General features: G+C 53.4%; 12 protein-coding genes and 1 riboswitch. Of the genes, 9 read left to right on the top strand and 3 right to left on the bottom strand.

Features of this window, described 5'->3' with window-relative positions; all coding sequences use genetic code 11:
- The first annotated feature begins 150 nt into the window (after nt 1–150).
- The 9 genes from J4859_RS10200 to J4859_RS10160 all read left to right on the top strand — a co-directional run bounded on the left by J4859_RS10200 (nt 151) and on the right by J4859_RS10160 (nt 10,019).
- Entirely contained in the window at nt 151–384 is a 234-nt protein-coding gene (locus J4859_RS10200; protein ID WP_212329595.1) for a NifU family protein, read from the top strand.
- A 71-nt stretch (nt 385–455) separates the two neighbouring features.
- Nucleotides 456–1,289, top strand: coding sequence for a prolipoprotein diacylglyceryl transferase (gene lgt / locus J4859_RS10195; RefSeq protein ID WP_212329594.1), 834 nt, complete (start codon nt 456–458; stop codon nt 1,287–1,289).
- Between the two features lie 63 nt (nt 1,290–1,352).
- Nucleotides 1,353–1,565, top strand: a riboswitch (cobalamin riboswitch).
- A 259-nt stretch (nt 1,566–1,824) separates the two neighbouring features.
- On the top strand, nt 1,825–4,440 hold the full coding sequence (locus J4859_RS10190) for a PQQ-binding-like beta-propeller repeat protein (RefSeq protein WP_212329593.1): 2,616 nt from the start codon (nt 1,825–1,827) through the stop codon (nt 4,438–4,440).
- Nucleotides 4,437–5,663, top strand: a complete 1,227-nt coding sequence (locus J4859_RS10185) for a DUF4430 domain-containing protein (protein WP_212329592.1) — start codon at nt 4,437–4,439, stop codon at nt 5,661–5,663. The genes J4859_RS10190 and J4859_RS10185 overlap by 4 nt, the downstream gene beginning before the upstream one ends.
- Nucleotides 5,664–5,686: 23 nt before the next feature.
- A complete protein-coding gene (locus J4859_RS10180) occupies nt 5,687–6,571 on the top strand; it encodes an energy-coupling factor transporter transmembrane component T (protein WP_212329591.1) in 885 nt (294 codons plus the stop codon).
- Nucleotides 6,537–8,018 (top strand): ABC transporter ATP-binding protein, encoded by a 1,482-nt coding sequence (locus tag J4859_RS10175; RefSeq protein WP_371812031.1) that lies wholly within the window; start codon nt 6,537–6,539, stop codon nt 8,016–8,018. The genes J4859_RS10180 and J4859_RS10175 overlap by 35 nt, the downstream gene beginning before the upstream one ends.
- The gene (locus J4859_RS10170; RefSeq protein ID WP_249113591.1) at nt 8,015–8,698 is read left to right on the top strand and encodes an ECF transporter S component; all 684 of its coding nucleotides are present in this window, start codon (nt 8,015–8,017) and stop codon (nt 8,696–8,698) included. Before J4859_RS10175 ends, J4859_RS10170 begins: the two co-directional genes overlap by 4 nt.
- Nucleotides 8,699–8,807: 109 nt before the next feature.
- Nucleotides 8,808–9,611 carry a YebC/PmpR family DNA-binding transcriptional regulator gene (locus J4859_RS10165; protein WP_212329589.1) on the top strand — a complete coding sequence of 268 codons (804 nt, stop codon included), beginning with the start codon at nt 8,808–8,810 and terminating at the stop codon, nt 9,609–9,611.
- 168 nt (nt 9,612–9,779) lie between these two features.
- The gene (locus tag J4859_RS10160) at nt 9,780–10,019 is read left to right on the top strand and encodes a DUF3343 domain-containing protein (RefSeq protein WP_212329587.1); all 240 of its coding nucleotides are present in this window, start codon (nt 9,780–9,782) and stop codon (nt 10,017–10,019) included.
- A 20-nt stretch (nt 10,020–10,039) separates the two neighbouring features.
- On the opposite strand, the gene J4859_RS10155 is transcribed toward J4859_RS10160, so the two are convergent.
- The 3 genes from J4859_RS10155 to J4859_RS10145 all read right to left on the bottom strand — a co-directional run bounded on the left by J4859_RS10155 (nt 10,040) and on the right by J4859_RS10145 (nt 12,137).
- On the bottom strand, nt 10,040–10,462 hold the full coding sequence (locus J4859_RS10155; RefSeq protein ID WP_212329585.1) for a hypothetical protein: 423 nt from the start codon (nt 10,460–10,462) through the stop codon (nt 10,040–10,042).
- Nucleotides 10,463–10,482: 20 nt separating this feature from the next.
- Nucleotides 10,483–10,671, bottom strand: coding sequence for a TetR/AcrR family transcriptional regulator (locus J4859_RS10150; RefSeq protein ID WP_212329583.1), 189 nt, complete (start codon nt 10,669–10,671; stop codon nt 10,483–10,485).
- Nucleotides 10,672–10,931: 260 nt separating this feature from the next.
- Nucleotides 10,932–12,137, bottom strand: coding sequence for a GLUG motif-containing protein (locus J4859_RS10145; RefSeq protein ID WP_212329581.1), 1,206 nt, complete (start codon nt 12,135–12,137; stop codon nt 10,932–10,934).
- Nucleotides 12,138–12,802: the final 665 nt, after the last annotated feature.

Raw genomic sequence — 12,802 nt, 5'->3', positions numbered from 1 at the left:
CGGAAAGATTCCATGCGGCCCCGCTCTGGCAAACTTTTCTGTAATTGCTAGCCAGAGAGGGGTATTATCTTTTCAAACACAGGTGAGGGTAGTGTGGCTACCCCAAACGATGCGTTGAATTGAGCGTCGTTAAGAGAGGAGAGAGTTCTCGTGGCTGTCGATAAGAAATTGCTGTCATCGACTATCGATGTGATCCGTCAGAGTCTGCAGGCAGATGGCGGTGACATTGAGCTCGTCGATGTGGATAAAGACGGTGTTGTCTCCCTGGAGATGCAAGGGGCGTGCGCGGGGTGCCCGCTTTCTTCCTATGATATGTCCATGGGAATCGAGCGCATTTTGAAGGAGCATGTACCCGGTGTCACGCGCGTGCAGGCAATGATGTAAACTAAAATACGCTCGTCACTTCAATCGGGGGCCGAGAGCCTCCGATTTTTTATGCAAAGAAAAGGTACCTCATGTGGCTCAATGACATCTACCAACATCTCGATCCGGTCGCAATCCAGATCGGACCACTCTCGATTCGCTGGTACGGGATCGCCTACCTTGCAGGCTTTATCTGTGCCTACCTGGTGATCCGCTCCCTCAACAAACGCTGGAAGCTCAATATCACCGACGACGATCTGCTCTCCATAATGATCGGCGCGGCGCTCGGCGTGATCTTGGGGGCCCGCCTCTTCTATGTAATTTTCTACGGCGCAGGCTACTACCTGGCGCATCCTGCCTCGATCTTTGCCTTCTCTGAGGGTGGCATGAGTTTCCATGGGGGGTTCGTCGGAGCACTCATCGGTGGCGGTATCGTCTGCCACCATTTGCATATCTCAACGATGAGCATGACGGACATAGCGGTGTGCGGTGCTCCGATCGGCATCTTCTTTGGTCGTATCGCCAACTTTATCAACGGCGAGCTCTGGGGTAAGCCGACTGATCTGCCCTGGGGTGTGATGTTTGAGAATGGTGGCCACGTCTACCGGCATCCCTCCCAACTCTATGAAGCGATCCTCGAAGGTCTCGTTATCTTTATTGTCCTCTTTGCCCTGAGCAGAAAGCGTCCTCCACGTTCACGGGGTACCTTTATCGGTACGTTTATGTTGCTCTATGGAATCTTCCGCTTCCTGATTGAGTTTGTCCGTCTTCCCGATGCGCAGCTGGGGTATCTGTTGGGTACTGACTGGCTCACGATGGGGCAATGTCTCTCCATTCCAATCTTCATTATCGGTATCCTGATCTTGGTCTTTGCCCACAAGGAGCAGCTGCCCCAGGTGGGATATCTGGCAGACCATACCAAGTGATCTTACATTCTCGCTAGACAGACCCCTTGAATAGAATATCCAGTGTTCTATACTGGAGGGTTAAAAACCGTGAGACGTTGTGGTTCACGTGCACTCGCTGCACGTGATTAAAAGGGAAGCCGGTGCGAATCCGACACAGCCGCCACTACTGTGATGCGAGCTATGTTCAGACGCAATCCCATTGGGCATCTGCCTGAGAAGGGGTCTGAACAGGGGACTGAAGCTTTCAGTTCTACTTGTTAAGTCAGGAGACCTGCCTCAGCGTTTGTAAGTTGTATCTGACCGGGCATGGGGGAAGGAGACTTATCACAGGAAGTAGCGGGATGGGCACAGTGGTGCCATCCAGGTATCTGTGATGCCTCTCTCCTTTGATGGGAAAGGAGAAGAAGACATGAAACGGGGGGTAGGTAGCAGGCGTCCGGGACGGGGACAGGCTGTTACTGCATGGATTGTCAGCGTAGCGCTTTGTCTGAGTATGGTGCCATTACCAGCTTTGGCTGAGACAGATACACAGAAGTCCCAAGCAGCTTCGGATGTGGCAACAACCGAACCCGTATCGCGCTCCATTGCGAAGCCGTCGAAGTCCCAAGCAGCTTCGGATGTGACAACAGTTGAACCGAGCCATACTGAGGCCGACGCCGCTGACAGTTCGAAGAACACTGCACAGCCAAGTGCACAGGATTCAAACGTCGAATCTTCAGAGCAAGTGCGACGTGATCCCGTACAAGCAGATTCACAAGCACAGGCAGTAACTAATGGTACTGGCACGGCGCAGGACACCTCGCCTGAGCAAGCTACGGTACCCGAAACACCAAAAAGCGCAGCAGATATCCCTGATACAGACCCAATCACGGCCACGATCGAAGTGATCGGTCCTGACGCCGTGGGAAACGATACGGACTGGCTACAGACGCAGAGCGTTGAATATAGCGATGGGAAGACGCATACTGCTGAAGAGTTGACCAAGATCACCTTTGGTAAAGCTGGGCTTACTGCCGATATCCAAGAAAGCAGTACCTATGGGGCGTTCCTCAAGTCAATCACTTCTCCCTTCGACGGGAAGGTATACCAATTTGACAATGATTCTGGCAAATATTGGCAGCTCTTCTTTGATGGGAAACCATCCCAGGAGGGAATGTCCTCAATAGATCTCTCGCAAGGTACCACCATTGTCTGGTACTACTCTACCTTCGGCGTTGAGAGCACACCAGATGCCAGAAGCCTTGGAGACAATCCGGTCAAGGTTGACCCAACAGCCAAGCCTGATTCTTCAGTCAAAGCAGATTGGGGAGGCTTTGCGAACGGCGGCAGCAGCCAAGCGGTGGTCGAGGATTCAGCTCCTGACGCGGATGATGTGAAACCTGCTTGGGATAAGCCTTTCCATGTAGGAATGGGCGCATCTGATCCGATCATTGCCGGTGGCTCTATCTATATGGTGGGGGATGGCAACCTCATGAAAATTGATGAGAAGACTGGAAAGCTGCAGCAATCCGTCAAGATTGCGAACCACTACTCCTATTTCTGCCGTCCTGCCTACGTCGATGGATCTATCGTAATTCCGTTCGATGATGGCAGCCTTCGTGCCTATACTGCTAACGATTTAAAACTTGCGTGGTGTACACCGAGGCTTGATACGAAAGGGACATTGAGCCCGAATGGCTTCGAGAACTTGCAAGCTCTGAGCTCTGTGAGCGTTGGGAATAAACGTATTCTGACAGCCTTCAGCGATATCGATTATTCAAGTCGTGAGGATGAGACCGGCATTCTCGTAAGCACTGACCTTAACGGTGAAAATCGCTGGCACAAAGTGATCGCTCGCGACCGGTTCTACTGGTGCGGCGCCGTACATGTCGACGATACCTTCATAATCGGTGACCAACTTGGGAATGTGTATCTGCTCGATGGGAAGGACGGGAAGGAGCTTTCTCGGGTCTCCTTAGGTACTTCAATCAACTCCACTATAGGCAAGGTTTCCGATGATACGTTTGCGGTCTCAGATACTGCTGGTACCTTGCATATCCTCAAGCTACAAAAGGGGAAACTTTCTGAGGTCCGCTCAGTCCACTTTGCGAACAAGTCCACATCTTCTCCGGTTGCTGCAGGGACGGTTGTCTTTGTGGGAGGTCTTAGAGGTCAAACTGGCGTTGTAGCTGCTATCGATGCCGCAGACGCTTCCTCCGCAGTGCGGGTGATCGACGTGGGGAAGGGTGAGGTCCAATCGACTCCGCTCGTGGTACAGAGCGGCTCAGATCTTTCCATCTATGTGACGCTCAACTATCGCCCAGGAGGTATCTATGTTGTCCATTACCGTGAGGGAATGCTCGGTCCTTCCTCCACGCTCTATGTCCCTCAGGACAAAATCTATCAGAATTGGTGTACCGCTTCCCCAGTGTTGGGTAAGGATGGCACGCTCTATTACACAAATGATTCAGGTTATCTCTTTGCCTTGAAGCGAGGAACGAGTGGGCTGGTCTTCTTTGACGCACAGGATGGAAGCTCTATAGACTCAATTGCCCGTGTAAAACTCCACTGTATTGCAAATCTGCCCGTTCCACACCGTGAAGGATATACCTTTACTGGTTGGTCGTTTGATAAAGAGGGTAAGTCGCCGCTCGGACAGAGCTTACCTGCCTCCGGTGCCACGCTGTATGCGCAGTGGAAGCAGAATGCAACTGATTCGGGTTCCTCAACCGACTCACAACCGGGTGGAAATAACAACAATGCTGGTGGATCTGAGAACCAAGATGATGGCCAGGCACCTATGGGTAACGGTTTCATCCTAGTACAGAAGAATCCCAGAGGCTTTGGAGGTGGAGTGTTCTTTGGCGCTCCATCCGCTGCAATCGGATCTCCTGCCAGTAATGCCAACGTGACTTCTTCCAGTGCAGCTCCTGTGCAGACACAGCAGGCAAGCGATCAGAAAGAAGATTCCGCTGGAACCTCCGGAAGCCTGCTCGGCCAGCATGGGAATACTAGCAACAGCCAACAGGCTGACGGCCATAGCGAGAGTAACAACGCTGGCAGCGATGTGAGCAGCTCCGAGAATTCGTCTCTGCCGGGCTTTGTGATCCCGATCATCGGGATTATCGCAGGCGTTATTATTCTGATTGCTGCATTCCACAATTCAAATAAGAAAAGGACTCATGCGTGAGTAATGACTATATAGTTCACAACACGAATCAGGAACCTGAAGACGTCGACAAGGTTGACAAGCAGCCCCAACAAAATCCGCATCCCAAACGTGGACTGATCATTCTGGCGATTGTGATCATCGCAGCCTCAGTGGTGGGTTTCATCTTTGCCTCCCGAGGTCAAGGCGGTGCCTCACTCGAGACGACTGAACCTACCCAGGCAGGGCAGCAACAACAGGTGAGCGTTACTGAAGATCAGGTACGCTCAGCGCTGCAGAATTTATCAGTCAATGGACAGGATGTCTCAGTTGATCCGGACAGCGTCACGATTGCGATAGACAACAATAAAGTCTGGATTGAGCAGAATGAAGAGGATGAAGCCAAGAAGATGGCCCTCCTCACTGCGCAACGTACCCAGAGCCTCGCAAATGCTTTGAGTGACAGCGCAGGTGGACAGGTCTCTGCGGTCTGGATTGCGGAGAATGCTGAGGGTACGGTCCGCTTTGCAATCGAGCAGGGTACTTTTGCTGACACGATTGCCGACAACCTGCACGATATCCTTGATGTTTGCGATAGCTATACCTTCTCAGGGGCAACTTATAAGGAGCTCAGCGACGATTCAATCGCGCAGCAAAAAGGCCATACGATCACGCTGCCTGATGGCTCCGAAATTCCGGTTACCACGGACGTGGATGAGGAAGACTTAGAAGCCGAGACGACGGAGGCACAGCAGAGCGAAGCACAGACAAATGGGACCTCCTCTGAGAACGGACAGAGCCAAGGGAGTCAAGATGCCTTTGGCACCGGCTCTCAGAGCTCAGAGCGGGGTAGTCTGCTTACCGGAGGCTCTTCGGCGCAGCAATCACAAAGCACGACATCTTCTTCAAATAATGGAGGGTCTTCAAATAATGGAGGAAATGCCTCCTCAGGAGAAAATGACGGGACCATTTCAGTGAGTGTCCAGGTTGATGGTTCATACGGTGGGGGAGGTACGACGAGCCGCACGGTACGAATCCCGGAGGGTTCAACCGTGTGGGATGCCCTGCAGGCGAGTGGGAACTCTGTACAGTCCCAGATGACCTCTATGGGGATCTATGTTACCGGTATCAACGGTGTCTCTGCCGGTAAGCATACCGGTTGGGTCTACAGTGTGAACGGGATTGAGCCGGATGTAGGCTCCGGCGGCTATACTCTGCACGACGGCGATCAAGTCGTGTGGACCTTTGTGGAAGCGTATCAGTAGGGGGGGGAATTCAGCAGATACGTATGGAATCGAACGGTGTCCAACAGAGTCTTGAGACAATTCACCCCACCGTGTTGCTCCTCTATACGGTCGTGATGCTTTGCTTCACGATGTTCGTGATGCAGCCGGTCTATGTGGCGATCTCGCTGGCGAGCGGCTGCATCGTTCATGGCACGCTTAAGGGATTCAGGAGAACCGGGGCCCGGCTGTCCTGGCAGATCCCCCTCATCTGTATAATTGCGCTGTTCAATGCGCTGATCACACAGTTGGGGACCACTGTTCTGGTGAGTGCTGGACCGATACGTATCACTCTTGAGAGCTTGTGCTACGGGATTACGATGGGGTGTGCGCTGGTCGCCGTGATGCTCTGGCTTGAGATCGGAGCTACGCTGGTGCGTGAAGATGCTCTGATGGAGGTCTTTGGCAAACGATTTCCGACCCTCACGACGATGCTTACAGTTGTCTTGCAGCTGGTTCCCCAGCTCTGCCGTCGGTTCCGTCTGGCGGTCGGGCTCTCTGATGCCTGCAGCGCCTCCCATGCCCACCATCCTTCCCGAAAGCGGGCCCAGGTGCTCGCTGGTGGTATTCTCTTGAGCTGGTCGCTGGAAGATTCCCTCGAGCGCTCCGATGCGATGCGCGCTCGGGGCTGGGGTATCGCTGATACCAGAAGCAGCTACCACAATTGGCGCTTCACGGATCGGGATGCGGCCTGCATAGCTGTGGTGATCATCTTTGGGATTCTCAATGCGATCTGCGCGGTTGCCGCAGTGGGTCCATGGGAGTTCTATCCGGTGATGCCACAGCTGCGCCTGTGGTGGGGGTATGTGCCGTACCTGATTCTATGCTTATTCCCTTTGATACCGGTTGCCATTGATGCATACGCTTGGAGAGATGTACGCAATGCATGACGAAGCACTCCGCGTAGACAATCTATCGTTTTCCTATCCCGCGATCGACGAGGATAGACCCACCCAGCCGGTCTTGGATCGCGTTTTGTTTAGTGTAGAGACTGGAGCCTTCTGTGTGCTTCAGGGCTCAACAGGGTCAGGTAAGACAACCCTTCTGAGGTTGATAAAACCAGAACTCAAACCGAAGGGGATCCAGCAGGGTACCATCACCCTGTTTGGGCAGGAACAGTCGACGATCACCGAACGGGAAAGTGTGCAGCTCGTCGGCTACGTCTTCCAAAATCCCGAGAATCAGATCGTGTGTGACACGGTGTGGCACGAGCTTGCCTTTGGGCTTGAGAACTTAGGGCTCGAACAGACGCAGATGCACCAGCGTATCGCTGAGGCCTGCTATTTCTTTGGAATTGAGCCCTGGTTCCACAAGAAGACGAGTGAACTTTCCGGAGGACAGAAACAGATCCTGACTTTGGCGGCGCTCATGGTGATGCATCCGAAGCTGCTGCTGTTGGATGAGGCGACAAGCGCGCTTGATCCGCTGGCACGGCAGACCTTTATCTCCCTACTCTATCGCATGAACCAGGAGTTGGGGATCACCGTGGTTGTGGCAACCCACGATCCGGAGCCCTTTGTGCCCTATGCGGATACCTTCTTTATGCTCGAGCAAAACGATCGGCGTGTCGCAGGTGTGCGTGAGCTCAGTAAAGCGGAAGAGCAAACCTATCTGAGTCAGCTGCCGCAACCCCAACCCTATAAGCCCGCTCCGGTATCGGATGAGCCAGTTGTGACCGTGAAAGATCTCTCCTTCCGTTATTCCCGCACTGCTCCCTGGGTGATCAGAGACGCAAGCCTTGAGGTGTCAAAGCAGGAGATCCGTGCATTAGTCGGTGGTAACGGATCCGGTAAGTCCACACTCCTGAAACTGATCGCGGGAATGGAGAAAGGGCAGCGGGGCAAAATCAGCAATGCCTGTTCAGGCTCGCAGGTACTTCTCCCACAGAATCCTCAGGCACTCTTCACCCATGAGAGTGTGGAGGAAGAGCTGATGGAGTGGGCTCAGACTGTCGGGTATGAGAAGGACGATGCGATCACAATGTTGAAGCAACTCAGGCTGCCCAGTGGTCCCGCATTCCTTGCCCGTCACCCCTTTGACCTATCAGGTGGGCAGCAGGAACTCTTGGGATTGGCGAAGCTGCTGCTGACCCAACCCGCACTCGTGCTGCTCGATGAGCCGACCAAAGGATTGGACCGACAGGCGCGCTTTGCGGTGATGGAAGCGCTGCACCATGCGCAGTTAGGTGGCGCGACGATTGTGGTGGCCACCCACGATGTGGGGCTGGTCGCGGTACTCGCCACTTCGGTATCCTTAGTCTTTGACAAGGGGATTACGGTGACGCAACCCACTAAAGAGTTCTTGGCGCACAGTTGGGTTTGGAGGCAGACATCGTGACGAAAGCGCAGCGTATCCTCCATCACCTCGAACTGCCGATCCTCTTGCTGGTTCCGATTGTGATGGCAATATCAGCGCTCTCCTCAAGCGACTTCACGGGTGGGCTCACCCTGCTTGCGGCGCTCGTCTGCTGCGGCTTCCTCTTTGAGGAAGTGGAGCGAGAGCGGCCTACCCTGCGGCAGATTATGCCGACGGTCTGCCTGGGGGCACTTGCCGCGGCAGGGAGGATCCTCTTTGCAGCGATCCCCGATGTGAAGCCTGTCTCCGCTATCGCTATTCTCGCCGGAGCCTGCTTGGGCCCTTGCTATGGCTTTGTGACCGGAGCGCTCGCCGCTTTGGTCTCAAACATGTTCTTCGGACAGGGAGCATGGACGCCGCTACAGATGTATGCCTGGGGCTTAATCGGGTATATAGCAGGGGTATTAGCTGCACACCATCTGCTGGACAAGCGCTGGCAGTTGGCGATAGCGGGCTTTCTCTCCGGATTGCTCTTTGGGCTCATCCTCAACGGGTGGTACATACTGGGGTATGTGCGGCCGCTGACTTGGGCCACCGCAGGAATTGCCTTCGCGGCGGGGATCCCGTTCGATATTGTGCATGGGATTGCGACTGCGGGGTTTCTGCTTCTGATCTGGATCCCCTGGGGACGCTCGTTAAGAAGGGTACTCGTGCGGTTCTAGCGGGCTTCTATAGGCCTTCCACAAAGTGGCAGGTGTCTGAGCTGCCTATTTGCAATGAGGTCTATTTCTTAGTATTATTTGATCGTTTCTTGAGAAAAAGGAGATGTGCATGTCCGGGCATTCTAAATGGGCGACTACTAAACATAAAAAAGCTGCTATCGACGCAAAGCGTTCTGCGCTGTTCTCAAAGCACTCCCGTAACATCACCGTTGCGGCGAGAAACGGCGGCGATCCGAATCCTGACAACAACGCCTCGCTGGCGGCAGCTATCGCGCGTGCCCGCATGGTCTCTATGCCGAACGCGAGAATCAAGGCCGCAATCGATAAGGCGTTTGGTTCCGGTGCAGACTCTGTCGTCTACAAGAACGTCGACTATGAGGGCTACGGCCCCGCAGGTGTCGCCCTGTACGTCGAGTGCCTGACCGATAACCTGAACCGCACCGCAGCTGACGTCCGTTCTGCCTTCACCCATGCAGGCGGCAACCTTGGTACGGCAGGTTCCGTTTCCTTCCAGTTCACTCGTAAGGGCTCCATCGCCGTGGAGAAGGTTATCCACTCCGACGATAAGAAGGTGCCCGATAAAAACAACGCAACCGACGAGGACGAGTTCATGCTTGCAGTCGCAGAGGCCGGTGGCGAGGATTACGAGGACGACGGCGATCAGTGGATCGTCTACACCCCGTACGATCAGATGCAAGATGTCCAGAAGGGTCTTGAGGACCAGGGTATTCAGGTCAAGGGCAGCGAGCTCACGATGATTCCGAAGACCCCGGTCAAGCTCGACTTGGCAGACGCCCGTAAGGTACAGCGCCTGGTCGACCGTCTTGAGGACCTCGAAGATGTCCAGAACGTCTACTCCACCATGAAGGTCTCCGACGAGGTTGCAGCGCAGCTCGCAGAGGATGATGACTAGCCCTGTATAAACAAATTTGGTTTGAAGAAGGCTCTTGACTGGTGTCAGGAGCCATCTTCATGCGACGTATGAGTTGAAATGATATGAGCTGTGATAACAAACAGTTTGGCTATACTACTCTTTGATTGGTTTTGAGGAACAGATCCCAAACGATGGGAAGGGCATGTAGTGCCACTGGTTAAAAAGCTTGCCTGTGTGATTGTATTTGATTCGGCGACAGCGGCGATGGAGGCAGAGAGCTATCTGCCTGCGCGCGGCCTACCGGGACGCATCATTCCGATCCCGGAGCAGATTTCGGCAGGCTGCGGACTCTCCTGGAAAGCAGAGCCTGAGGATAAGGACAGGATCGTGAAAGCGCTCGATGAGGCTGGCATTAAGTATGCAGGCGTCTACGTGCTGAAGATCTAAAGAATGATCCCTGTTTTTCTCTATGAGTGTAGATCGAGGTCACATGGTTCAGTGATAAATGTCACTGCACTGATGAACTGATTACACAGGGATTCCAGTGAGATAGTCTTAAGGTTTTCCACACGTCTTAGAATCGCGTGGTAGAAGCTGACAGTGATGTCGTTTAAGATTTTGGTTTCCTTTGGGGTATACCCGAGTGAGTGGGCACAGGCTTCCAGTACGCGGTAATTGCGGCGGAAGGGATCCCCGGGCATCATCTGGTCCAGCATCGTGTCGCTGATCGTGGCGAGCTCTTGCGGATAGATAGAGTAGTAGCGCTTGGAGGTTTTGTTCACCCGCTCAGGCTCACTCTCGAAGAAGAAATATTCAAAGATCCTTGGGCACGCAAAGGTGCTGTGGCAGAAGGTTGTCCAGTAGGTGTAGTAGTATTCCTTGTCGCTCATACTGGTGCGGTCGATAGCCGCTAAGTCCTTGCAGCATCCTCGAGATAGGTGATGGTCGAAAGCGCAAGTAGCCCGTTGAGATCCCAAAAGTAAAGGTAGAGTGCAGCGCTGCTGCAGCCCACTTTGCTGGCGACCTTACGGATCGAAACGCCGTCAATGCCATCACTGTCTATAATGCTGCGCGCAGCGTCGATAAATGAGGTGACCATAAGAGCCCGCTCTTGGGCGTGTATTTTGCTCCTCCCATCTATGGCCTCACCTCTCGCAATGCCGTTACATCATCAACTTTAGTGCTAGGCGATTTAAAGCGTCCTATGTTGGAAACTGTAGCCCTCCCTCTGTTTTTATCCCTCTATGAAAACCGGACTACCTACGGAATACACCGCACGCAGTCCGGCCCACGAAAAGAGAAAGGTCTCATTTCATATAGGAGGGATCTCATCGAGCGTGGAACGCTCCATAGCTGCTGTTAGATCAACTCATCCAAGCTGACGCTCTGGTCTGCGCCGATTGCCTCAGTGCTCTCTGAGCCATTCCAGGTCATCGTTCCCTCAAATCCATCAATGGTGGTTGTACCGTAGGTGTAGCCCACCGCGGCTCCGACGTATTTGCCGTTTGAGACCGTGAAGTTGGAAACGCTGCAATCCTTGATCTCAGATTTTGAAGGCTCCGGATAGTACTGTTTAAAGGCAGAAGCATAGAAGCCGCCACCGGTAATTCCACCGATACGCTCTGAGTTTTCGCCGGTGGTGATCGATACGTTCTGTACTTTTCCGTTCTCAACCAACGTCGGGTCACCCTCAAAAGTGCCGGAATGGCCTGCCAGACCGCCGAGCAGCCAGCAGTTGTCACCGGTCTCAATCGTGATATCTTCCGCAGTGCAGTTTCTCGCATACTGGCTGTTGTGGAAGCAGCCTGCCAGACCGCCGATACTGTAGCAGCCATCAGGGGCGGTAACGGTTCCGTGTGCGATACAGTTTTCCAGATTCCCATCTTCCTGTCCGCCGACGATCACGCCTGCTCCTTGCTTCTCAGCCTGCGCGAGCGTGACGTTTGCGGTCGCCGTGCAGTTTGTAATGTCCGCGTGTGAAGCTCCGACAACCCCGCCGATCAGGGAGATGCCGTGTACGGAATTGTCCCCGTCGAGGGTGATACTGTCGACTTGAGCGCCGTAGTCTGCATAGCCGATCACGCCGCCGGTGCAGTTGCCACCGGTTACAGTGATATTCTCTACGTGCAGATTCTGTACGCCAGAATTCTCACCGGTCACACAACCAAACAGGCCCACACCGTTTTGGTCTGCGGCATCGATCGTGAAGTTTGATAGGGTGTGGCCGTTGCCGTCAAAGGTGCCGGTAAAGGCGCGATCAGGATTAGGCGTTTCGGCATCCTCCTCTGCGTCGGACTTCGGCTCAAAGACGCCGATCGAGTCGATCGTGTCACCACCGAAGTCGGTATCTGCGGTGAGGATATAGGAGCCACTCAGATCGTCGTAGATCTTATTGAAGTCATCCTTGCTGCTGATCTCAATCGTCTGTCGTTGGCTGTCGCTTTCTATAGTCTGAGTTGACTCCTGCTGTGATTGAGTAGGCTGGCCACAACCCACCAGTGCAGGGGAGAGCGCCAGAGCGCCTGTCAGCCCAAGCGCCAGCAATCGTGTTCTCAATGGTTTCACGTGTACCGTCCTTTCCCATTATTTGTCTTGCCTGTTCAGATCTTCTGCTGTTGAAGGGAGGAGAACTATCAATAAGTAAGCTAGAGCTAACTTATGAAAATATATTAGCTTAATCTGACTTTTAGTAAAGGAATGATTTCGGTGAGAGTGCTCTCTGCGTAGGCAAGTAGAGAAGACAGACCAGTACAAGTAGTCAGTGCTTTATAGAAGATTTGTGGCGTGAAACCTGTGGAACTTCAGCTTGCAGGATGAGATGCCGTCCAATCATGTCTGCCTTAGCTTTCAAGTGTTTGAGGGTTTCGGTGCTGACTTCACCTGTGGTGGCAATGAAGTATCCACTTGACCAGAACATATGTTCATGCCAGCAGACATGGCACAACTATGATGCATGGGCCTCCCATATGTGAAAGGCGGTGAGTGCATACAAAGCACGCACGAGTGTTTGGATCATGTAGTGGATATGGTCTTTGTCGGTTTGCATGTGGAGTATTTGGATGGTGTGCTGCAGAGCGATTTTTTAGTGAGAGCTAAGTGATATCTGTGATCATCACCTAAGTGATGAGTGTCTTCCTTTGATAGTTGGTGGAAAAGATGAGGTGGCAGCAAAGCAGGTATCTCGAAGGGTTTTTGTGCTCACAGTGATTGTTCAAGGTGGCGCTTCTTGC

Origin of the sequence: Atopobium sp. oral taxon 416 (assembly GCF_018128285.1) — a bacterium.
Taxonomy (GTDB): domain Bacteria; phylum Actinomycetota; class Coriobacteriia; order Coriobacteriales; family Atopobiaceae; genus Olsenella_L.
The sequence above is the reverse complement of the archived record's forward strand: the minus strand, read 5'-3'. Positions and strand labels throughout refer to the sequence as shown.

Bases quoted from the DNA above. Each gene is read 5' to 3' on its own strand.
- lgt (WP_212329594.1), top strand. From the start codon at position 456: ATGTGGCTCAATGACATCTACCAACATCTCGATCCGGTCGCAATCCAG.
- J4859_RS10180 (WP_212329591.1), top strand. From the start codon at position 5,687: ATGGAATCGAACGGTGTCCAACAGAGTCTTGAGACAATTCACCCCACC.
- J4859_RS10175 (WP_371812031.1), top strand. From the start codon at position 6,537: ATGCATACGCTTGGAGAGATGTACGCAATGCATGACGAAGCACTCCGC.
- J4859_RS10165 (WP_212329589.1), top strand. From the start codon at position 8,808: ATGTCCGGGCATTCTAAATGGGCGACTACTAAACATAAAAAAGCTGCT.
- J4859_RS10155 (WP_212329585.1), bottom strand. From the start codon at position 10,462: ATGAGCGACAAGGAATACTACTACACCTACTGGACAACCTTCTGCCAC.
- J4859_RS10150 (WP_212329583.1), bottom strand. From the start codon at position 10,671: ATGGTCACCTCATTTATCGACGCTGCGCGCAGCATTATAGACAGTGAT.